This window comes from Mediterraneibacter sp. NSJ-151 (assembly GCF_022487435.1).
Classification (GTDB): domain Bacteria; phylum Bacillota; class Clostridia; order Lachnospirales; family Lachnospiraceae; genus Schaedlerella; species Schaedlerella hominis.
In genome coordinates this window covers 126,274-149,369 of record NZ_JAKVPP010000001.1, presented here as the reverse complement: position 1 = coordinate 149,369, position 23,096 = coordinate 126,274, and the positions used below count along the sequence as shown (strand labels likewise).

At 38.9% G+C, this 23,096-nt stretch carries 16 protein-coding genes; 2 read left to right on the top strand and 14 right to left on the bottom strand.

Annotated elements, in window-relative coordinates:
* The first annotated feature begins 142 nt into the window (after window positions 1-142).
* On the top strand, window positions 143-979 hold the full coding sequence (locus LQE94_RS00740; protein ID WP_240576761.1) for a formate/nitrite transporter family protein: 837 nt from the start codon (window positions 143-145) through the stop codon (window positions 977-979).
* 968 nt (window positions 980-1,947) lie between these two features.
* Here LQE94_RS00740 and LQE94_RS00735 read toward each other — a convergent pair.
* From LQE94_RS00735 to ileS, 5 genes are all read right to left on the bottom strand, one after another.
* Window positions 1,948-2,712 carry a M23 family metallopeptidase gene (locus LQE94_RS00735; RefSeq protein ID WP_240576760.1) on the bottom strand — a complete coding sequence of 255 codons (765 nt, stop codon included), beginning with the start codon at window positions 2,710-2,712 and terminating at the stop codon, window positions 1,948-1,950.
* A gap of 61 nt (window positions 2,713-2,773) precedes the next feature.
* Window positions 2,774-3,760 (bottom strand): SpoIID/LytB domain-containing protein, encoded by a 987-nt coding sequence (locus tag LQE94_RS00730; protein ID WP_240576759.1) that lies wholly within the window; start codon window positions 3,758-3,760, stop codon window positions 2,774-2,776.
* Between the two features lie 55 nt (window positions 3,761-3,815).
* Complete coding sequence (locus LQE94_RS00725; protein WP_240576758.1) at window positions 3,816-4,589, bottom strand: hypothetical protein; 774 nt, start codon at window positions 4,587-4,589, stop codon at window positions 3,816-3,818.
* A gap of 17 nt (window positions 4,590-4,606) precedes the next feature.
* Complete coding sequence (locus tag LQE94_RS00720; RefSeq protein ID WP_240576757.1) at window positions 4,607-7,081, bottom strand: glycogen/starch/alpha-glucan phosphorylase; 2,475 nt, start codon at window positions 7,079-7,081, stop codon at window positions 4,607-4,609.
* Between the two features lie 4 nt (window positions 7,082-7,085).
* A complete protein-coding gene (ileS, locus tag LQE94_RS00715; RefSeq protein WP_240576756.1) occupies window positions 7,086-10,241 on the bottom strand; it encodes an isoleucine--tRNA ligase in 3,156 nt (1,051 codons plus the stop codon).
* A 522-nt stretch (window positions 10,242-10,763) separates the two neighbouring features.
* Between ileS and mtnA the strand changes: the two genes are divergently transcribed.
* A complete protein-coding gene (gene mtnA / locus LQE94_RS00710) occupies window positions 10,764-11,813 on the top strand; it encodes an S-methyl-5-thioribose-1-phosphate isomerase (protein ID WP_022076191.1) in 1,050 nt (349 codons plus the stop codon).
* Between the two features lie 66 nt (window positions 11,814-11,879).
* On the opposite strand, the gene LQE94_RS00705 is transcribed toward mtnA, so the two are convergent.
* The 9 genes from LQE94_RS00705 to ribH form a co-directional block, all read right to left on the bottom strand.
* Window positions 11,880-13,322 (bottom strand): D-alanyl-D-alanine carboxypeptidase family protein, encoded by a 1,443-nt coding sequence (locus LQE94_RS00705; RefSeq protein ID WP_240576755.1) that lies wholly within the window; start codon window positions 13,320-13,322, stop codon window positions 11,880-11,882.
* 206 nt (window positions 13,323-13,528) lie between these two features.
* On the bottom strand, window positions 13,529-15,244 hold the full coding sequence (locus LQE94_RS00700) for an extracellular solute-binding protein (protein WP_240576754.1): 1,716 nt from the start codon (window positions 15,242-15,244) through the stop codon (window positions 13,529-13,531).
* A gap of 20 nt (window positions 15,245-15,264) precedes the next feature.
* The gene (locus LQE94_RS00695; RefSeq protein ID WP_240576753.1) at window positions 15,265-16,974 is read right to left on the bottom strand and encodes a cache domain-containing sensor histidine kinase; all 1,710 of its coding nucleotides are present in this window, start codon (window positions 16,972-16,974) and stop codon (window positions 15,265-15,267) included.
* Window positions 16,946-18,490, bottom strand: coding sequence for a response regulator transcription factor (locus LQE94_RS00690; RefSeq protein ID WP_240576752.1), 1,545 nt, complete (start codon window positions 18,488-18,490; stop codon window positions 16,946-16,948). Before LQE94_RS00690 ends, LQE94_RS00695 begins: the two co-directional genes overlap by 29 nt.
* Before the next feature lie 121 nt (window positions 18,491-18,611).
* A complete protein-coding gene (locus tag LQE94_RS00685; RefSeq protein ID WP_022076196.1) occupies window positions 18,612-19,451 on the bottom strand; it encodes a carbohydrate ABC transporter permease in 840 nt (279 codons plus the stop codon).
* Window positions 19,451-20,293: a carbohydrate ABC transporter permease gene (locus LQE94_RS00680; RefSeq protein ID WP_240576751.1), complete on the bottom strand. Its 843-nt coding sequence runs from the start codon at window positions 20,291-20,293 to the stop codon at window positions 19,451-19,453. Before LQE94_RS00680 ends, LQE94_RS00685 begins: the two co-directional genes overlap by 1 nt.
* Before the next feature lie 33 nt (window positions 20,294-20,326).
* Window positions 20,327-21,670 carry an ABC transporter substrate-binding protein gene (locus tag LQE94_RS00675; protein ID WP_022076198.1) on the bottom strand — a complete coding sequence of 448 codons (1,344 nt, stop codon included), beginning with the start codon at window positions 21,668-21,670 and terminating at the stop codon, window positions 20,327-20,329.
* A gap of 276 nt (window positions 21,671-21,946) precedes the next feature.
* Window positions 21,947-22,606: an HAD family hydrolase gene (locus LQE94_RS00670; protein WP_240576750.1), complete on the bottom strand. Its 660-nt coding sequence runs from the start codon at window positions 22,604-22,606 to the stop codon at window positions 21,947-21,949.
* Window positions 22,607-22,619: 13 nt separating this feature from the next.
* Window positions 22,620-23,093 (bottom strand): 6,7-dimethyl-8-ribityllumazine synthase, encoded by a 474-nt coding sequence (gene ribH / locus LQE94_RS00665; protein WP_006427673.1) that lies wholly within the window; start codon window positions 23,091-23,093, stop codon window positions 22,620-22,622.
* Window positions 23,094-23,096: the final 3 nt, after the last annotated feature.

The following is a 23,096-nucleotide window of genomic DNA, read 5'->3' as shown; positions in this document are numbered from 1 at the left end:
CCATCAGAATACTAGCTTTATTTTGTATCTATCGGGAAACATTGCGCCAAACACTTGCGTTCCAGTATTTTCTAGTATAGAATAATTCCGTTAATTATTTAACATACAGTTGATAAAAAACTAAAGAAATGAGGAAATACTGATGGACAATCACTTTAATACCCCTGCCGAAGTCATCGACCTAAGTATCAAGGCATGTGAAAATAAAACCCGCCTTCCACTTGGCAAGATGATTCTTCTCGGCATCATGGCCGGTGCATTTATCGCATTCGGCGGAGCAACAAGTAGCACAGCTGCACACGCTGTAGAAAATGTCGGAGTTGCCAGAGCTCTTGCCGGTACTATTTTCCCTGTAGGTCTGATGCTCATTGTCTTTCTCGGCGGAGAACTTTTTACTGGAAACTGTCTTATTGTTATGGATGTTTTCGACAAACGTGTAACTTGGGGAGGACTTTTCCGTGACCTGATTATTGTATTTTTCAGTAATCTGATTGGTGCTCTATGCGTTGACATTCTGATCGTATTCAGCGGAAACTTGAACTATTCGGGCGGTCTGCTCGGTGCTTACACAATTAAAGTTGCAGTCGGAAAACTTGCTATTTCACCAGTTCAGGGAATCACATCCGGAATCTTGTGTAATATCCTTGTTTGTCTTGCAGTCTTAATGGCTACTTCTGCAAGAGATATTGCCGGAAAAGTATGGGCAATTTTCTTCCCGATATGTGCATTTGTTGTTGGCGGTTTCGAACACTGCGTTGCAAACATGTTTTATATTCCGGCTGGTATTATGGCAGCTGCTAACCCCGACTATGTTGCAAAGGCTAAAGATGCTTACGGCATCACAGCTGAGCAGATTGCCACTCTCACACCACTAAACAGTCTGCACAATTTTATTCCTGTCACACTTGGAAATATGATTGGTGGAATGGTGTTTGTGGGATTGCCATTGTATTTGATTTATAAAAAGAAGTGGAACTAAAGTTGCTGTTTAGTTCACTGGGTGGGGATACGTTCCTTACAAAAAATTGATATAAGAAATTCGTGCTCAGATTCCATGAGCGGGAGACACATAAGAGCGTAGATTTTTGCTAAAAGCAAATGAATTTGAACTCAAACTTGCTGCTACGCAGCTTCGAACATGTTCGTTCAAATTCATTAACACAAAAATTTACGCTCTAAGTGTCTCCAACGCTCACTCCATATTCGCTCGAATTTCTTATATCAATTTTTTAGTAAGTAATGTATTGGCTCAAGTTGTGAAGTAACTAGCAACGCAAAGGATATTGGGGAAGATATCTGAGATAATGGATTTTTGGAATTAAAGATGCAAAATTTTGATGAGGAGTATCTGTGAAGCATAGAAAGAGCAAATTGAGGATGCACATTTTTACTAGAGAGTATCTGCAAGGCATAGAAAAAGCAAGATGTAGATGCAATTGTACATGACAGACAGGATGAAAAATATCTGCAAGTTTAAAGAAAAGTAAGTTGCGGATACATCGGTCTCAAAAAAAGTATCTGCAACAGCGAATATTAAGCCAGTGCAGATACAACGATTGCCACAAAGGCATCTGTACAAGCAAATAACCTCAGGATATAGATACATCAGACGCTAGAAAGCTACAACTCCAACTTCATCTAGTTTCTAGTATCTTCTTTCTATCTATTCACTACCTGTGCCGTTATACGGCTTTCGAAAATTATTATATACGGACTTCGTGCGAATTTGGAGAGAGTTTTAGAAGTAGTTGGAGAGCTTATATTTGCGTTAAAGAAATTGAATGAACATGTTTGAGGCTCACAGAGCCGAGTTTGAATTCAATTTCTTTGTTCTTAGCAAATATAAGCTCTCTTATCTACTTCTTAACGAACGGAACTTGAGTAAGAAGTCCATATATAATAATTTTCAAAAGGACTGCGTAGGCCACCCAAGTGAATCAATAAACCCTACCCCTCCATAAAATCCAATGGATTCACCGGAACACCATCCTTTTGCACTTCAAAATACAAATTTGCTCCTTCCATCGAATAATACTTTGTAGGTTCACTCACATACCCAATCAATTCTCCTGCTCCCACATAATCTCCAATCTGTAGCGGCACTTCCTTCAACTGTCCATAAACCGCTGTGTACCCATTTCCCATATCCAACGTTACCGTAACGCCAGTCTGGGCAGTCTGTTCGATATTACTTACAATCCCTGGTGCTGCCGCCCCAATCTCTTCTCCAACTTGTCCGCCTATGATTATTGCCGGATTATATTTATATTGCTCCAGCGTTGGAAAATATACCGTCTGATCCATACTATAACCAATTAATGTTGCACCGCTTGCAGGCCATTCCAGAAGACTATTTTCATCAAACCAGACATTATACGTACTGGCCGATGTTTCTGTTTCCTGCAAAGCATCCTCATTATTATCTGCTGTATTCTCATTATTATCTGTCGCATTTTCATCTGTATCCTCTTCTGTATCAGATGTATTTGCTTCTTGTTCAGGCAGCACAATATCACTTGTTCCTACTGACTGACTTTTTTCTTCTGTCCCTTTTGTTTCCTCCTGAGCATTCTTCACCTGCTGCTTTATTTTGTCCTCAGAATTGCGAAATGTATACCTACCAATACCTGCAATCACTGCAACAAAACAGATGACAACTGCAACTGCTGCACTTCTTTTTTTCCAGAATGAAGCTTTCTCTTTATTATTCATATTCATCACCTCTGGCTATATTTTTACCAGATAAATGAATTCTTATACCTATTTACTGATTTTATTCCATTGTCTGCTCCACAACTTCCGTCCCTTCATAAAAATACTGCAGAATTTCCCTATACGATTTTCCTTCTTTTGCCATCTGATTCGCTGTCCACTGGCTCATTCCCAAACCATGTCCATTACCGCTTGTTTTAATCTGTAATTCTCCCTTTACATCTTTTATAGAAAATGAACTCGATGGGAGTGACAGTGCTTCTCTAAATTGCTCTCCGCTACAAATGGTATTTCCTATTTTCATCTGCAACACATATCCGGCAGAATCATAAGCTTCTATTTTAAAATCCGAAAACTTATAGAGCTTATCTGCATCCTTTTCTTCCACCGCTTTCAAAAATGGCTGACATTTTTTCTGTACCTCACGATACGATATAGTCCGTACTTGTAATTCATCCTCTGCCTCTTCATCTTCCGGGCACTCTTTTGCCGTCAAATAAGGATATGCTTCTTGCCCTGTAACTTCCTGATAACTTCTCGTCATTCCGTTACTAGACCGATGAAACGGTACATATGCATATGTCCCCTGATAATACAACACTTGCTTTTTTGTTTCTTCCTCAGCTTGTATAAGCCTCTCATAATAAGAATCATCTTGAGCATTCATCTGCTTTTTTTCTATTTCTTTCGTTGTTAAATATTGTTCCTCAAATACAGCTTCTCTTCCATTTTGTCTTGCATCCTCATTTATCTGATACAATTTTGTCCGCACAACAACCGCCTGCGCCTTTATAAATTCTTTTTCTGCCGAAACCGGTACTTCTGCTGATAGCACTCCTGTAAAATATTCATTCCAGGGAACTTCTATGATTTCTTCCTCGCCTTTTATATCTGCCTGCTTTACTTTTACAAAATTTTGATTTTGGTTCCATTTTGTTTTCATATCCGCCCCATGAATAAACACGGTCATAACATATGGAAATAAAATAAGGATTATGAGGAAATATGCCCAGAATTTTATTTTCCGTTGTATCTCTTCTTTTTTCATCAGAACAGCCCTCCATATCATATGATATGAAGGGCTGTCCTAATATATTCCATATTTAAAGTTCTGTTATTTCATTGTCTGATGCGACCTCATCAGAATCTCCAGTATCTAATGATACTGCTTCATTTGCAATCGGCATTTCCTCTTGCGGTTCTTCTGTCTTTTGCTCTTCCTCTGTATCCTCTGTGGAATCTGCATCATGAGTCTCGTTATTGTTGCTCTGCTCGCGATTTCTCATCACAAAGAAGCAAATAGACTCATACAATGGTAAAAGTGCTCCGAGCACCGCATGTGCTACAGCCATATTTCCTGATGTCATATTGCGGTAAATCTGATAATTGACCATTACCCGCAAAGTCTTATAAAGGACCTTATATCCCAGACTTATAGCAAGTGCCAGTATGATCAGAATAATAAGAATCAAAATTCTTCCTGCACTTACATGCATCGTCATACTAAATATTGCAAGCATTCCGCATAAACACATCACTCCATAGATGACCGAAACCACAACGCCGTACATAAGCGGAATGACTGCAAGCCAGATTCCTGTATCACGCATTGTTTTGTTCTTAAATGTGATATCTCCGCTCAATTTTCCCTGCAGATATATTCTAAAGAATGGAATAAATGCAAGCCATGCATACTCATATCCTCTATGCTTTGCAATTGTATATAATCCTATACCACGAAGGATATAACTTGCAAGGGAAATAATCCCTATCAACAGCATTACAATGATATAAAACATCATTATTCCTATTCCGATTCCTGTAAATGGATCCTCTGCCGGTATGCTGTAGCTGTAACCATAAATATTATTATACATATAAATCGCCTCTTCTTTTATTCAGGCTGTCCAGACGGAACTGTTACTTTCTTCAATTTCCAAATATCTTTTACATACTCTTCAATTGTACGGTCTGATGTAAATTTACCGCTACATGCAGTATTTAACATTGCCATCTTTGACCATCTGTCCTGATCACGATATGCTTCTTCCACTCTCTTCTGAGCATCTGCATAAGATCTGAAGTCTTTCAGGATAAAGTATGTATCTGCTCTGTCTGTACACTGTGTATTCAGAAGTGAATTGTAAAGGTTCTTATACATCTCATGATCACCCTTTGCATATGTTCCATCCATCAGCTGATCAATAACACGTTTCAACTCCCAATCATTGAAATAAATATCTGTTGGGTTATATCCGCCATTGTTTTCATAGTTGATAACTTCTTCTGAGCTCAATCCGAAGATAAATGCATTTTCAATACCAACTTCTTCTACGATTTCCACATTGGCCCCATCCATTGTTCCAAGTGTTGGAGCACCATTCAGCATAAACTTCATGTTTCCTGTACCTGAAGCTTCTTTTGATGCTGTAGAAATCTGTTCGCTGACATCTGCTGCCGCAAAAATCAACTCAGCGTTTGATACGCGATAATCTTCGATAAATACAACCTTGATCTTTCCGTTGATGCTTCTGTCATTGTTTACAACATCTGCAACTGAGTTGATCAGTTTGATTGTCTCTTTTGCTCTCTGATATCCTGCCGCTGCCTTTGCACCAAAGATAAATGTTCTTGGATAGAATGACATCTCCGGATGCTCTTTGATCTGATTATACAGATACATAACATGCAGAATATTTAATAACTGACGTTTGTACTCATGCAGACGTTTTACCTGTACATCAAAGATAGAACGTGGATCTACATCGATTCCATTGTGCTCTTTGATATATTTTGCAAGACGGACTTTATTCTGATATTTGATATCCATAAATTCTTTTCTTGCTTTTTCATCTTCTGCATATGGTTTCAATTTTGAAATCTGTGCAAGGTCTGTAATCCATCCGTCACCAATCTTATCTGTTACCCAGTCAGCAAGAAGTGGATTACCATGAGCAAGGAAACGTCTCTGTGTAATACCATTTGTCTTATTGTTAAATTTCTCTGGCATCATTTCATAGAAATCTTTCAGCTGCTCGTTTTTCAAAATTTCTGTATGAAGTTTTGCAACACCATTTACAGAGAATCCTGCGATGATTGCCATGTTAGCCATACGTACCTGACCATCCCAGAGAATTGCCATCTTACGTACTTTTTCTTCATTTCCAGGATATTTTGCTCTTACTTCATTTACAAAACGGCGATCAATCTCCTGCACGATCTGGTAAATACGTGGAAGCAGTTTAGAGAAGAGGTCGATTGGCCATTTTTCCAATGCTTCTGCCATAATTGTATGGTTTGTGTAAGCACATGTCTTAGTTGTAACATCCCATGCCTCTTCCCATGTCAGACCTTCCTGGTCGATGAGCAGATGCATCAGTTCAGGTACTGCAACTGTTGGATGTGTATCATTCATCTGAATAACAACTTTTTCGTAAAGTTTACGAACATCACTATTTGTTCTCTTATATTTTGCAATCAGCTCCTGCAAACTTGCAGAAATGAAGAAATACTGCTGTTTTAAACGAAGCTCTTTTCCTGCATAATGATTATCATTAGGATAAAGTACTTCAACAATTGTTTTTGCCAGATTTTCCTGTTCTACTGCTTTGTGATAGTCTCCACGGTCAAATGAATCAAGCTGGAAATCAACAATTGCCTGTGCATCCCAGATACGTAATGTATTTACTACATGGTTTCCGTATCCAATGATTGGCATATCGTATGGGATTGCAAGTACTGATTCATAATTTTCCTGAATAAACTCATCACGTCCTGTCTCAGGATTTTTCTCGAAACGGATATTTCCGCCAAAGCGAACCTCTTTTGCATATTCTTCACGACGAAGTTCAAATGGATTTCCTTCTTTTAACCAGTTATCTGGTGTCTCCACCTGATATCCGTCTTTAATTTTCTGTTTGAACATTCCATAACGATAGCGAATTCCACATCCGTAAGCAGGGTAATTCAATGTTGCAAGAGAATCCAGGAAGCAGGCAGCCAATCTACCGAGGCCACCATTTCCAAGAGCTGCATCTGGTTCTTCGTCTTCAATCACGTTCAGATCGATTCCCATTTCATCCAGAGCTTCTTTTACTTCTGTATATGCTGTCATATTGATCAGGTTGTTACCCAGCGCACGTCCCATCAAGAATTCCATTGACATGTAATATACTGTTTTTACATTCTCTTCTTCGTACTTGTTCTGTGTCTCAAACCAATCATCCATGATAATATCTTTTACTGCATATGATACTGCCTGGAAAATCTGCTGCTTTGAAGCTTCTTCAATCTTTTTACGATATAATGTTTTTACATTCTCTTTTACTGCCGCTTTAAATGCTTCCTTCTCAAATCTTTTGCTGTACATGGTTTTACATCCCCTCTTTCCAAACTCCCATTGTAACTTGCTCGCCGTTTATCTTCCACTCTTTTACATAACCGGCTGGTTCTGCTTTTGTAACTTCCTCAGCAAGCACTTCACTGCTAATGCTTTCTGCGTATTTAGCAAAAATGCTTTCTGCTTTTTCACTTCCTGTATAAGTAACTCGGATCTTGTCCATAACTTCAAATCCAGCTTCTTTACGCATTGTCTGGATTTTACTGATAATCTCTCTTACAAATCCTTCCTCAAGAAGTTCTTCTGTCAGATTTGTATCAAGAACTACTGTAATTCCATTATCATTTTCTGATACATATCCTTCAATCTGAGCTGTATCGATCAACAAATCTTCTTTGAACAATGTAATTTCCTGACCGTCTACATCCAGATTTAATGAACCGTTCGCATTTAATTCATCCATTGCTGCATTACCATCTATTGTATCGAGAGCTTTCTTAATTCCACCCAACATTTTACCATATTTTGGTCCAACTGTCTTTAACTGTGGTTTGAAACTATATGAAGTAAAGTCTCTTACATCATCTGTAAATTTAACATTCTTTACATTCAACTCATCTGCAACGATTTCCTGATAAAATTCAGGTAATGTGAATTCTGCTTTCACAAACATCTGTCCGATTGGCTGACGGTTCTTAATGTTAGATGTATTTCTGCAGGCACGTCCCATTACAACAAGTTTGAGTACATTTTCCATATTTGCTTCAAGCTCTGTATCAATGTAATCTTCATTTACAACAGGATAATCACAAAGATGGATACTTTCTGGAGCTGTCTGATCTACGCTTCTTACCAGATTCTGATAAATCTGCTCTGTCATAAATGGAATCATTGGTGCAGCAACTTTTGAAACTGTTACAAGTGCTGTATACAATGTCATGTACGCATTGATCTTATCCTGTTCCATTCCTTTTGCCCAGAAACGCTCACGGCTGCGTCTTACATACCAGTTACTCATATCATCTACGAAATCCTGAAGTGCTCTTGCACTCTCTGGAATTTTGTAGTTTGCAAGATTGTCATCCACTGCTTTAATCAATGTGTTCAGTTTTGACAACAGCCATTTATCCATAACGGATAACTTATCATACTCAAGTGTATATTTTGAAGCATCGAATTTGTCAATATTTGCATACAATACAAAGAACGCATATGTGTTCCACAATGTTCCCATGAATTTACGCTGTCCTTCCATAACGGCTTTTCCGTGGAAACGGTTTGGCAGCCATGGTGCACTGTTAACATAGAAATACCAACGGATCGCATCTGCTCCGTACTGCTGTAATGCATCAAACGGATCAACCGCATTTCCCTTAGATTTACTCATCTTCTGGCCGTTCTCATCCTGCACGTGTCCAAGTACGATTACATTCTGGTAAGGTGCTTTATTGAACAACAATGTAGAAATTGCCAACAGAGAATAGAACCATCCACGAGTCTGGTCTACAGCCTCTGAAATAAACTGAGCCGGGAACTGTTTTTCAAAAATCTCTTTATTTTCAAATGGATAATGATGCTGTGCGAAAGGCATTGATCCGCTGTCAAACCAACAGTCAATTACTTCCGGTACACGATGCATTTCTTTACCACACTTTGGACACTTAATTGTTACATCGTCAATATATGGACGGTGCAGTTCAATATCATCAGGACAATTGTCGGACATAGACTTCAGTTCCTCAATACTTCCGATTGAATGCATATGTCCACATTCACACTGCCAGATATTCAGTGGTGTTCCCCAGTAACGGTTACGGCTGATACCCCAGTCCTGAACATTTTCAAGCCAGTCACCGAAACGTCCTTTTCCAATGCTTTCAGGAATCCAGTTGATTGTATTATTATTTGCGATCAAATCATCCTTAACAGCTGTCATCTTGATAAACCAAGACTCACGAGCGTAGTAAATCAGTGGAGTATCACATCTCCAGCAGTGAGGATAGCTATGCTCAAATTTTGGTGCATCGAACAGCAATCCCTTAGCATCCAGATCTTTGAGTACTTCCGGGTCTGCTTTTTTCACAAATAATCCTGCAAATGGAGTACTGTCAGCCATCTCACCTTTTTCTGTTACAAGCTGTACAAATGGAAGATCATAATTTCTTCCTACATTCGCATCGTCTTCACCAAATGCTGGTGCGATATGAACAACACCTGTACCATCTGTTAATGTTACATATTCATCACATGTAACGAAAAATGCTTTTTTGTGCTGTTTTTCTGCTGCATCTGCTGCACACTGATACAATGGCTCATACTCTTTGTATTCCAAATCTTTACCTTTATATCTCTCAAGTACTTCATATGCTGCCTGACCTTCTTCTGCCAGACGTCCAAGTACTGTGTCAAGCAATGCCTCTGCCATATAATAAGTATATCCGTCTGCTGCTTTTACTTTTACATAATCCTCTTTTGGATTCACACAAAGTGCAAGGTTTGATGGCAATGTCCAAGGTGTTGTTGTCCATGCAAGAATATATGCATCCTCATCTTTTACCTTAAAACGAACAACTGCTGAACGTTCTTTGACATCTTTATATCCCTGAGCAACTTCCTGTGCTGAAAGCGGTGTTCCACAACGAGGACAGTAAGGTACGATCTTAAATCCTTTGTAAAGAAGTCCCTTATCCCAGATTGTTTTTAATGCCCACCATTCAGACTCGATAAAATTATTGTCATATGTGACATATGGTTTCTCCATATCAGCCCAGAATCCAACTGTACTTGAGAAGTCCTCCCACATTCCTTTATATTTCCAGACACTCTCTTTACATTTGTTGATAAATGGCTCCAGACCATATTTTTCAATCTGATCTTTTCCATCCAGTCCAAGCATTTTTTCAACTTCCAATTCTACCGGAAGACCATGTGTGTCCCATCCTGCTTTACGAGGAACTTCATAACCTTTCATTGTACGGTAACGTGGAATCATATCTTTGATTACACGAGTCAACACATGACCGATATGTGGTTTACCATTAGCTGTCGGAGGTCCATCGTAAAATGTATACATTGGACTTCCTTCTCTTTCTTCCATACTCTTCTGGAAAATCTGATTGTCTTCCCAGAACTTTTCAACTTCTTTTTCACGCTCGACAAAATTCATGTCTGTAGAAACTTTCTGATACATATTATTCTTCCTTTCTCTTAATAATGAAAAAATCCCTCCGTCCTTGTAATAGGACGAAGGGTTAAATCTTCGTTTATAAACCACCTGTTACAACATACTCCAAAGCTTTTCTGCTATGTTCATATGCGTTCCTGTAACGGTGGAACTCCGGCAATTGCTACTCCATCTAATCTATTGATCAATCTGCTGTTTCATCAATTGCAACTCGGAAGTGATATTCAAGAATGTCTTACTCGTACCGGTCTTACACCATCTCCGGCTCGCTGTAACTTTCGGGTATTCCCTACTGTCTTCGTCATCGTTTTTCATAGTTTTTATAAATTTCACAGTGTAAATTATACGGAGAAATCGAGGTTTCGTCAAGGGCTTGACAAGGATATTTGTTGTTTTCCTCGACAAATTTTTCTATTACCAACCCACGCACTTCTATTTTCAAAACCTTTATGCTAGAATTATCTTAATTAATGGGAGAAAAAATACAGGATATCTTGTCGGTCACAAAAACATTAGGAGGAGTAAAAGATGAGTGGTATGATCAAACCAGTAGAATGGAAAGAAACTTATGTAAAAGTATTAGATCAAACTTTATTACCTGAAGAAGTGAAATTTATGGAAATCAGAGACGCACAGGTAATGTGGGATGCCATTAAAATGCTCTGTGTCAGAGGAGCACCTGCGATTGGGGTTGGAGCAGGTTATGGCGTTGCAATAGAAATGCAGAAACATGTCAAAGAAAGTACCGCAAAATATCATAAAAAATTAAAAGAAACCATCGAATATCTGGCAACTTCCAGACCTACGGCAGTAAACTTGTTTTGGGCATTAGATAGGATGAAAGAAACCGGAGAAAAATATGCTGATGAATCAAATGAGGTGTGCCAGAAGGCATTGGAAGAAACAGCTATAAACATTGAAAAATACGAAGAGAATGCATGCATATCAATTGGTGAAAATGCATTGACATTGTTAAAAGATGGCATGACATTATTGACGCATTGTAATGCCGGTGGACTGGCAACCGTACATTATGGAACAGCATTATCTCCAATGTTATTAGGAAAAGAAAGAAACATTAATTTCAAGGTATACGCAGATGAAACAAGACCTTTATTACAAGGTGCCCGTTTAACAGCATGGGAGTTAAATCAAGCCGGTGTTGATGTTACGGTTATTACAGATAATATGGCTGGAATGGTAATGAAACAAGGAAAAATTGACGCAGTAATTGTTGGCTGTGACAGAGTTGCGGCGAATGGAGATGCCGCAAATAAGATTGGTACATATTCCGTTGCTGTTTTAGCAAAACATCATAATATTCCATTTTATATTGCAGGTCCGGTTTCAACAATTGATATGAACACACCGACCGGAGACGATATCCCGATTGAAGAGCGAAGTGCGGAAGAAATAACCTGTGGTTTTGGCAAGCGAACAGTTCCGGAAGGAGTAAAAGTATATAATCCGGCGTTTGATGTTGTTCCTCATGAATTAATTACTGCAATCATAACTGACAAAGGAATCATAGCAAATCCTGACAAAGAGAAAGTTGCACAAGTAGTAAATGCAAAATAGCACATACCCCATCAGGGGCAGATATGACACCACTCATATCTGCCCCTGATTATTCCTTTATCCGTTTTACCTTCTTCTTCGGTTCTTCCTTCTCTTCCTCTGAAGATGCAGCCAAATTGGTAAAAACACAAACAATATTGCTATTGTAATGCCTCCCATTACAATCAATGGCAGGTACCCTTTCCAAGAAATTTCTCCATCTTTTGCTGCTTCTGTCTGAGCCGGTTTCTTCGAATCCTTTTTCTCTGTCACCGCTGCACTCTGTTTTTCTTTGTAAATATCACTTACCTTAACTTCTGCTTTTCCTACAATATTTCCCCGATAAGTGTATACTGCTGTTGCCATATCGGCATTATTACCGTCAGTATCCGACAACTGAATTTCACAGTCCACATTTGTAAAATCAACTGCTTCCGGCAAGACTATGTATGCGTTACTATCTGCAAAACTTTCAATATCCTCCGACTTTGATTGTTCGGACAGCATAACTTTTCGAAAGTTTCCAAATCCATACTCAAACATATTTCTCGTATCTTCATATGCATCCACGCCATAATCCCCAAGCACGACCGCTGCCAGTCTCATATTTCCATTATCCGCCATCGTTACAAGCGTTGTCTTTGACTGGTCTGTATATCCTGTTTTTCCGGCTTTTGCATATGGATAATAATAATAGTTTTCCGGCCAGAGCATCTTATGGTTCTGATCCAGAATACGTTCTTCCTCTACCAGATTTGTCTTGCCCAGTTTATACTCCAACGTCTGCTCGATTCTCTGGAAATCTTCTTTCTGATAGACTGCTGATGCAATCAGTGCCATATCGTAAGCCGTTGTATAATGATTTTCGTCGTGAAGACCATTTGCATTAACCCAGTGCGAATTTTTACATCCAAGTTCCTGAGCACGTTCATTCATTAATTCAATAAATCCATCATAACCTATGCCAAGATTTTCCCCGACATTCTTTGCAACTGCATAAGAAACTTCATTTGCTGATGCGAGTAACACCCCATAAAGTGCTTCTTCGAGCGTAATCTCTTCTCCGACACGCATTCCGATATTTGCATCATCCCACTCTAAAAAATTTAGACATTCATCTGTAAATGTAATCTTATCTGTCAGATTTGCATTTTCCAATGCAACTAATACAGTAAGCAGTTTTGTAATACTTGCAGGATATCGTTTTTCATCTATCTGTTTCCCGTAAAGGACTGCTCCGCTATCAATATCCATGACAATTGCTGACGCTGCATATACATTCGGCCCTGTCGGCCAGTTTTCCAATCCATTTGTATCTACCGGTGTGTCATAAGATGCCTGTTTTTTTGCAGCCTCCTCGGCTGCGATCTGCTCTTTTGTCTTCTCTTCCGGATTCGCATCCGCGGCTTCTTCTGTTGCCTCTGGATTATTTTCTTCCTCCGCATACACCAGTTGCATTGGCTGAGATAATAATAATGCTGCCGTGATTATTCCTATCCCGATTTTTTTCAATATTACTTTTCCCTTCATTTCCCACTCCTGTTAAATATGAGAATTTTTATCTCAGTCGAGAAGACTCCCACCTCTTTCAGGTGGTGAGTAACAGCAAATTGTCTCAGTGGGAGTCCAATCTCCGACTGAGATAAACGCTCCGCGAGGATGCGCAGTGATTCTGTAAAGAATGTGTCAGCTTACGCTGACCAGAATCACGCGCCAAGTCTCGCGGCTGCTCGACTTTATTTATTCTTTCCATCATATCCTTTTTGTACTTCCTGGGTCAATTTGTCCCCTCCAGAACTATACCATTCCTGGACAAATTCGTCAAAATACGAGAGTGGCTTTTCTCCGCAGACAATCTGTAAAAATGTTGCCTGTTCCAGTTCCTGCAATGTCTGCGGAATTTCCCCATCTGCATCTCCCATAGACAATGGCTGGTTTCCTCGTCCTGATTCTGATTTTGCCAAAAGCGGTACTGCCTGCATACGGGATGCATAAGATGCCCAGGCAGTTGCTGTCGTCAAATACCCTTTCATGTAAGATTTACACGTCTGATAATAGGCTTTTTCAATCCCTGTCAGATTGGTTGCTTTTATTGTTCCATCTAATGCCTGTTGAATATGTTCTGTTGTCCGATACAGGCCATCCCAATAATCTACGTTGATGTTCATCGGTCTGGCTTTCGGATCCACATTTAATGAAAAATAATCGTTAATCTCAGATGCATTTCTATCCTGATATCTTGTATAATCAAACAATACGCTTATGCATTTTCCTACGATTTCCGGATGTTCATATCCTTTCCTTACCACCACATACAGCCAGTCTTTATAAGATTCCAGCGTTTGTACCTGTTTCTTATTTGTCAACAAATACGGTTTCCAGACAGCGGACTCATTTGCCCGGCTTGTACTGCTCAACGGATTATTCGGTGCCCACCATTTTCCAAAAACAGCCCCGCAGGTACCATCTGCAATCATCTGATCCAGATTTTCTGTCTTTCTAAGAAGAAATCTAGAGTCAATGATTCCATTTTCATACAACTCATGTAAATATGCCAATGCATCTCTTGTCTGATTTGTCACAGATCCGTATACAACACTTCCATCATCCTGCAAAATCCATTTTCCCGGCATTGAACCCATTTCTGTAAAAATCGGATCAACTCCGTAGGTTGAACTGCTCTCTGACATCAAATCGGTACTGCATGCAATTCCAATTGTTTTGTTATCTCCTGCCATATCCTGTTCTACAAACTGACGAATGATTTCCATCCCCTCATCCATTGTTGTCGGTTCTGCCAGCCCAAGCTCTTCCATCCAGTCACTTCTGATCCACAAAAGCGTGGAGCCATGATCTATCACCGTATCTGGAAATGCGTATAACTTCCCATCAAATGTAGCCGAGTCCAGGACGCTTGTTCCATAGCTCTCATACATTTCCTTAATTCGGTATGTTACACATTCCTCATATACAGAGGACAAATCTTCCACCATTCCCCGTTCTACCAGTTGTTTCAATGTATCCAATCCTTTTACTACAAGAACATCCGGGATTTCTTTATCCTGAATTGCCATTTCTACAGCCTGCTCATAGGTTCTTCCATCCTCCAACTCAAAAACGTCCTTGTTCTGAATATTCAGCAGTTTTTTCAAATATCTTGTATATGCGTTATTCTCGTAAGTATCTCCCACCGGAAGGTTTGAATTTTTTGTCCCCGCGATTTTCCCAAGTGTATATGTAACGGTTTCCGGATATGCACCATACGCAGAATGTTCCGCCCGCTCCAGCACCCTCGTCTTTAAATCTTTCTTATTTTGATCCGCTGATACAGGAAGACAGCTCTCTCCTAATAAAGCAATACACAATGCCGTGCATCCTGCAATCACTTTCATTCTTTGTTTATTGGGAAATCTTTTTCTCGCTGTCTTTTTATTATATCTATGGTACTTCATTATCTTCTTCCCTTTCCATCCTAAATTCTTCCTTCGTATTCCATTTCCTGCTTTTCCGGAATCCGAATTTCTACCATAGTTCCTTTTCCTTCTTCACTCACAATTCGCATTGCTCCATTTTCTTTATATAGCAGCTTAATTCTTTCATAGACATTATGAACGCCATAGCCAGGAGACTGAATTCCCAGTATTTGTTCTGCTTTTTCCTGTGGCATCCCATTTCCATTATCCTGAACTTGAAATACAACCTGATTTTCCTCTTTTTTCACACGGATCGTGAGAACTTTTTCTTCTTTTTCAAGAGGATCAAGTCCATGATCTATCGCATTTTCTACAAGCGGCTGTAAAATCAATTTGGGTGTCATTATCTGATAACAACTTTCATCGATCTCCTCTTCAACCCGAAAACTATTATCATGCATAATTAATTGAATATTCAAATATGCCCTGATATTTCGGATTTCATTTTCAACCGTTGTCATTGTCTCACCACGATTCAAACTGGTTCGATAATACGTGGACAAATCCAAGGTCACTTTACTGATTTCATCCTCTTCTGCCTCTATTGCTTTCCAGTTAATAATAGACAACGAATTATACAAAAAATGTGGATTGATTTGTGCCTGCAACGCTCTCATCTCCGTATGCTGAAGCTCGATTTTAGCTTCATACACTTCCGATATTAATTTATTTAATTCTTCCATCATTCGTTTGAAAGAACGGATCAGCGTTCCGACCTCATCTTTAGAATCACTATCTACTGTTACTTTACGAAATCCACGGTGAACCTGATTCATATTCTCTGTCAATCGTTCCAGACAAGAAACCAGTCGTTTTGAAAATGCATACCCTAAAACAACCAATAAAACGATACATAATAATATAATCGGAATATTACGCAAACCAAGTATATATGCTGACTTTGTAATAATTTTTTCAGGACGATACAAATAAAAATACCATCCCGTATTTTCCATCTCCTGCCCCATGCACACATAGTTCTTTTGTAAATACTCTAACGACTCCGGCGACTTTGGTCTAAATACTTCATCCATAGAATAACTGGAATATATCACATTTCCGTCTTCATCAAGAATAATCCCTCCTGTATTATTCTTCAGTAATGAAGTAAATGGTTCCAGCATTACAGAATAATCCAGCTTCATTGCAAGCACTGCCGTGATATCATCTTCGTCATAAAACTTTCTTGCAACAACGATTTTCTTATTAGCACCACGTTGTACAAACCATTCCAGTATTGAACTGTCAGTTAATTGCTCTGCCCATTCTTCTCCTTGTATTGCTTCCATTGGAACAAGAGATGAACCATGCTCCACATCAATATTTCCCGAATAAATTGTTATCCCCTGAATCTCTTTATGATATATCTGCGGCATTTCCAAAAGTGGATCTACTACATTTCTATACTGAACGTATTTTTCGTAATCACTCTCTCCGGTCTGACTTAAAACATTTCTCAGATTCTGAGAATATGACAAATAATCAATTAGATTCTCATATATCTGAATCTGTCCTTCCATCGTATCTACAGCCTGATTCAATGAGTTCTGCATACTGCCTGTTTCCTGCTCTCTAAGAGATCTCAACACACCCATCTGCATATATATGACAATGAGTACTACCGGAAGCATCCCTGCCAGCACAATTATAAGTGTAGTCTTATAACGATATTTTAAATCTTTATACTTCTGCTTCAGTTTCCTTATCATCCATCTCTCCTTTTCGACATGACTCGGGTGTACTTCCAAAGAATTCTCTGAAACTTCGACAGAAATATGATGTATTTGAAAATCCTACTTCTCTTGCAATCTGTGTAATCTTCTTTGTCGAATTTTCCAACAACTCTTTTGCCTTGTTCATTCGCACCTCTCGTATAAATCGATTCAGGTTCATCCCCGTCGCTTCTTTAAAAATCGCACTTAAATATCCAGCCGACAAGTATACCTTTTCTGCCAGTATCTCAACATTCAATTCTTTTTCATAATTGTGGTAAATATAACTCTTAACTTCTGTGATTTCGCTTCGGAACCCTTCATTTTGTTCTTGTAAATAATTCTCCAGCTCCTGTATCGCAGTGGATGTGATGGAACGCACATCCTGTATTGTCTTGCAATGATATAATTGATCTACTTTTTTTGATAATCCTTTTTCTTCCGATGAAGACATTGCTTCATAAACTTCCTTTAAAATGCTTGAAAAAACAAATTTTGCGTACATTTCCGAATAAGGTTTATCTGTCGTATATTTCTGCTCCAATCGATGGAAATCCTGCCATAAATGTGTAATATCTTTGAACTTAATATCCTCTGAAATATTATTTAATATCTCTGAGTCTTCAACAATAACATCTTCTGTTGACTCCACCTTTTTTCCATGTACAAATATATGTTGCTTCGGCTGATAAAATTTTTCTTCCAGCAACTGTTCTAACTGCTGAAATTCCTCTGGCATTTCTTGAATACCGCTTACTTCCCTGCTTACCGCAAAATAGCAGTTTGTATCATAGTGCTGTTGAAAAAAATGATTTAATTGATTTGCCAGTTCTTCATAATCTGCATATTTTTCTCTGAATAAAAATAGTGACTCATTTGAATTCAGATTCAGGTAAAAAAAGTCTCTTTTTAACTTTTCTTTTAAGCTTTCAACAAAATGTTCTTCCTCTGTTTCAAAGAAATGATTGGTACTGCTCGCTATTATCATTCTGATATATGGATTCTTCTCATCTGTCATTTCCTGTGCATACGCCTGGACCTGTTGGTAATCTTCAATATTTCCTTTGTAAAGATAATTTTGAAGAAAATATTTTTTCAGATAATCCCCCTGTCTTGTCTGTTTTTCTTTATCTTCAATCCTGCTTTGGATTTTTCCTTGCACACGTTCAAATGTCTTGTGAAATTCTTTCGGATTGACAGGCTTTAGCACATAATCAACCACCCCATAACGCAAAGCATCTCTTGCATAAGTAAAATCGTTATACCCGCTGAAAATAATAATCTCCAGATCCGGATATAACTCTCTCGCTTTTTCTGTTAGCTCAAGCCCATTCATATATGGCATTTTAATATCAGAAAACAGAATATCCACTTTCCGATTCATCAAAATCCCCAGTGCCACTTTTCCATTTTCAGCTTCCAGAATTTCACACTCTGCCCCTTCTCTTTTCAACAATAATTTTATTCCGTTTCGTTCCAGTTTTTCATCATCTGCAATTAATATTGTAGTCATACACTCTATTCCTTTTTAACGTCCGAAAACAGCAGTATTTCTTTCTGCAAAAAATACTGCTGTTATCATATAATAAGTTTCTCTCTTTTATTTTAGTTTATCCATCTTCTTTTTACAAGGTTTAACCTTTAACTGCTCCTGCCACAACACCTTCGATGATGTATTTCTGACAGAATAAATAGAAGATAATAATTGGAACGATTGCGAGTACCAAAGTACCCATCATAGCTCCCATATCAACTGAACCATATCCACCTTTCAGATACTGAACAGCCATCGGAACTGTTTTATATTTTCTTGCATCCAGCACAAGTGATGGAAGCAGATAGTCATTCCAAATCCACATTGCCTGCAAAATTGTGATTGTCACACAAGTAGGTTTTGTAATTGGAAGTACAATTTTAAAGAATGTCTGGATTGGTGTGCAGCCATCAATCATAGCTGCTTCTTCAATTTCAAGCGGAATCGATTTCATGAATCCGGTAAACATAAATACCGACAATCCGGCTCCAAATCCCAGATAAATAATGATGATTCCCCAAGGATTTCCAAGCTTTAACATATTTGCAATTTTTGACAATGTATACATTTCCATCTGGAAAGGTACTACCATTGCAAATAAGCACATTACATAAATTGCTTTTGTAACCTTTGTATGTACTCTGCTGATATACCATGCACACATAGAACAGCAAAGAATAATCACTGCCACTGAACCGATTGTAATAAACAAGCTCCATCCAAATGCCTGAATGAGACCTGTCTTTTCAATTCCTCGTACATAGTTCTCCAGTCCGACAAACATCTTGTCTGTTGGAATTTTAAATGGAAATTTACTAATGTATGCTTTCTTCTTGAAAGAGTTAATAAATACAAGTGCTATCGGATAAAGGTATGCTACACTAATGATTGTGAAAATGATGGTCAACAGCCATCCGTGTTTTGCTTTTCTCGTTCCCATTACTGCTGCACCTCCTTCGATGTTGTCATCTTATTCTGAATGAGTGCAATAAGGCCTACAATAATGAAGAATACAACTGCTTTTGACTGTCCAACGCCTTCATATCCTGTTCTTCCATAGAATGTATTGTAAATGTTCAGTGCAAGCATTTCTGACATTTTTGACGGAGCACCATTTGTAAGTGCCAGGTTCTGGTCAAACAGTTTAAATCCATTTGTCAAAGTTAAAAATGTACAAATTGTGATAGATGGCATTACCATCGGAATTGTTACACTTTTTAATATCTGACTTGGACTTGCCCCATCAATTTTTGCAGCCTCGATCAATTCTCCCGGAATATTCTGAATACCGGATACATAAATGATCATCATATAACCTATCTGCTGCCAGCACATCAGAATGACTAATCCCCAAAATCCATATACTGAAGAATATGTCAATGTTTTTCCAACAATCGCCAGAATACCATTTAACAAAAGCTGCCAGATATAACCAAGCACAATACCACCGATTAAGTTCGGCATGAAAAATACTGTTCTGAAAATGTTTGTTCCTTTGATTCCCTTTGTCAATAACAATGCTACTGCAAATGCAAGTACGTTGATCAGCACTACTGTTACAATTGTAAATAATGCTGTGTACCATGTGGCATGGAAAAATGTTGAATCTTCTAAAATTTTCGTATAGTTTTTAAATCCAATAAATTTTGCATCCGTCACGGTTGTGAATTTACAAAAGGATAAATAGATTCCCAAAAGAAATGGTGCTATAAATCCAATTGTAAATGCAACCAATGTCGGGAGTACAAAAACCGGAAAATATTTTTTTATTGCTTTTTCCATAATTTTCTACTGCTCATTTTCTAATATTACTACCTATTCGTTTGCTGCTGCATATTCTGTTGCCCAGCCATCTACGAATGCTTTCTGTACTGCATCCCACTGTCCTGTTCCCTGTGCATACTCAAGAAGTGCGCTTCCAAGGTCGTTTTTCCACTGTTCTGATGGCATTGTTGTGAAGTTCCAGCTTACAGGTGTTTTTCCTGCTTTTGTATATTCGCTGTTTGCTTCTACGAGTGGATTAGCTGGAAGATACTCATCAAATGTTGTAAATGGTGTTACAAATCCCATTTCATTTGCTATAGCATCTCTTCCTTCATCACTTTCTACTACCCACTGTAAGAAATCAAGTGTTGCCTGGATATCTTCTTCAGATGCGTTTTTATTTACACACCAGTAGTTCTCAGATCCTGTACAAAGTCCCTGATCTTCTTCTCCGTCTACACCAATGTAGATTGGAAGCATTCCAAGATCCTCGTCAGCTACTTCATTATCTTTGATATCGTTGTAAGCCCATGTACCATTCTGATAGAATACTGCTTCGCCAAGTGCGAACTCAGATGCTGCATCATCACCTGTCTTAGATGAGATCATGCTTGGGTCACAAGTAGAATCTTTCAGATACAGATCCCAAATCTGTTTGTAGTTATCCAGATAAGTTCCTTTGATTGCATCTGTTGATGAAATTCCTTCATCTTTGTATTCATAGTAAATTGGAAGGTTTGCAAGATGAGTTTTAAATCTCCAGTCAGAAGAAGAATCCATACCTGCTGATGTAAATGCTCCTTCTACTCCAAGGTCATCTTTGTGTGCCTGGATTCCATCTGCAACTTTCTTCAATGCATCGAAGTTATTCAGATCATCAATTGATGTAATCTCTGCATCTGGTAACTCGAAATATTTATTCAATAATGCTTTGTTATAAATCAAACCATATGTCTCGATTACGTATGCAATACTTTTTACTTCATCACCATCTTTAAGTGCATAATCATCGCTCTGGAGGTCTTTGTAAACTGCACTGTCTGATAAGTCATAGCAGTAATCTTTCCATGTAGCCAGTCCAACCGGTCCATTTACCTGGAACAGTGTAGGAGCTTCGTCTTTTGCCATCTCTGATTTCAACTGTGACTCATATGTTCCAGAAGCAGCTGTCTGTACATCTACCTGTACGCCTGTCTCTTCTGTATATTTTTCTGCCAGGTCTACCCACTGATCTGCCTGCTCTGGTTTGAAGTTCAAATAATAAACTTTTCCTTTTGCATCGCCTTTTGCACTTTTTGAACCTTCGTCGCTACTTCCTGAACTTCCGCATCCTGCGACCATTCCACCAACCATTGCTGTACAAAGAAGCATAGCAATTATTTTTTTCTTTTTCATAGTTCTTGTCCTCCTTTTTATCGCTTTCAATTTGATGATTACATTATAAAAAAAACTACACTTTTAAGATATGATAAAAATTCCAGAAACATGTTCAATTTTCATGAAAAAATTAAAAAACAGATAGAGACGGGGTTTGGAGCCAATGGGGACGGAGTTTAGTGGCTTTTTCGCAATGCAAAAAAGCCACTAAACTCCGTCCCCATTGGCTCCTGAAATTATTCTGTTTCATTTTGCTGCCCAGTACGTATCCCGATAATAACCTTCACGCTATTATCACAGTTTCCTCTTATATATGATTTCAGCTATCTCTTCTACGGATTTAACCAGGTAATCTGCCCCATCCAGTTCTCCCTTCTCACCATAACCATACAGACATCCGATGAACGGACTTTTACAGGATCTGGCACATTCCAAATCCTGTCTTCTGTCTCCGATCACCAGATAAGAACCCGGATAGTCCCTGATAAATTCCTGCACGATTCCCGTCTTAGGGCAGAAATCATACGATTCACAGTCATAAAACCGTTCAAACCATCTTTCCATCCGGAATTCTTCCCAATGTGCTTTGCGATATGCCGCCTTACAGTTGCTTAAGATCACAAGATGATATCCTCTGTTCTTCAAAGCTGTGAGCATCTCTTCCGCTCCCGGATACCACACTGCCCGGTGCTTCCTGATCTGCCTGACCATGGAATCTCCCACGATCGCACTCGCCTGATCTTTGTATCTCTGGTCCAATTCCGGCAGAAATGTATCCCACATTTCTTTGCTGTTTAAGCCCAGCCATCCTGTGATCTGTGCCGTCTCTATCTTCTGTTCCTCTACAACATTCTGTTCTGCCAACCACTGATAAGCTTCCCTGAACGCCGGTTCATAGATTCCAAGAGTATTATGTATCGTTCCATCATAATCAAAAATGATTGTTTTTACCATCGGCTGCACCTGATTAAAGCTGCTTCATCAGATTTACCATCTCAATTGCGGACAATGCACAGTCATATCCTTTATTTCCTGCTTTACTTCCTGCACGTGCGATAGCCTGTTCGATATTCTCTGTTGTGATCACCCCGAATAATACCGGAATTCCTGTTGCAAGTTCAACCTGTGCAATTCCTTTGGCTGATTCATTGCACACCAGATCATAGTGGGAAGTATCCCCGCGGATAACTGCTCCTACGCAGATAACTGCATCATATTTTCCGGACTGTGCCATCTTCTGTGCAGTCAGCGGAATCTCAAATGCTCCCGGTACCCATGCAGCCGTAATGTTCTCTTCTTCTACTCCATGTCTTACCAGTCCGTCGACGGCTCCGCCTAATAACTTATTCACAATGATCTCATTGAATCTGGCAGCCACGATTCCGACTTTCATTCCCTCAGGTGCTACTACTTTTCCTTCTACTAAATTGATCTGTCTCATGAT

Coding starts and splice junctions, on each gene's coding strand:
- LQE94_RS00670 (WP_240576750.1), bottom strand. CDS start 22,606: ATGGTAAAAACAATCATTTTTGATTATGATGGAACGATACATAATACT.
- LQE94_RS00720 (WP_240576757.1), bottom strand. CDS start 7,081: ATGTACAGCAAAAGATTTGAGAAGGAAGCATTTAAAGCGGCAGTAAAA.
- ileS (WP_240576756.1), bottom strand. CDS start 10,241: ATGTATCAGAAAGTTTCTACAGACATGAATTTTGTCGAGCGTGAAAAA.
- LQE94_RS00725 (WP_240576758.1), bottom strand. CDS start 4,589: ATGTATAATAATATTTATGGTTACAGCTACAGCATACCGGCAGAGGAT.
- LQE94_RS00735 (WP_240576760.1), bottom strand. CDS start 2,712: ATGAATAATAAAGAGAAAGCTTCATTCTGGAAAAAAAGAAGTGCAGCA.
- LQE94_RS00690 (WP_240576752.1), bottom strand. CDS start 18,490: ATGACTACAATATTAATTGCAGATGATGAAAAACTGGAACGAAACGGA.
- LQE94_RS00705 (WP_240576755.1), bottom strand. CDS start 13,322: ATGAAGGGAAAAGTAATATTGAAAAAAATCGGGATAGGAATAATCACG.
- LQE94_RS00730 (WP_240576759.1), bottom strand. CDS start 3,760: ATGAAAAAAGAAGAGATACAACGGAAAATAAAATTCTGGGCATATTTC.
- LQE94_RS00685 (WP_022076196.1), bottom strand. CDS start 19,451: ATGGGAACGAGAAAAGCAAAACACGGATGGCTGTTGACCATCATTTTC.
- LQE94_RS00695 (WP_240576753.1), bottom strand. CDS start 16,974: ATGATAAGGAAACTGAAGCAGAAGTATAAAGATTTAAAATATCGTTAT.
- LQE94_RS00680 (WP_240576751.1), bottom strand. CDS start 20,293: ATGGAAAAAGCAATAAAAAAATATTTTCCGGTTTTTGTACTCCCGACA.
- ribH (WP_006427673.1), bottom strand. CDS start 23,093: ATGAGACAGATCAATTTAGTAGAAGGAAAAGTAGTAGCACCTGAGGGA.
- mtnA (WP_022076191.1), top strand. CDS start 10,764: ATGAGTGGTATGATCAAACCAGTAGAATGGAAAGAAACTTATGTAAAA.
- LQE94_RS00675 (WP_022076198.1), bottom strand. CDS start 21,670: ATGAAAAAGAAAAAAATAATTGCTATGCTTCTTTGTACAGCAATGGTT.
- LQE94_RS00740 (WP_240576761.1), top strand. CDS start 143: ATGGACAATCACTTTAATACCCCTGCCGAAGTCATCGACCTAAGTATC.
- LQE94_RS00700 (WP_240576754.1), bottom strand. CDS start 15,244: ATGAAGTACCATAGATATAATAAAAAGACAGCGAGAAAAAGATTTCCC.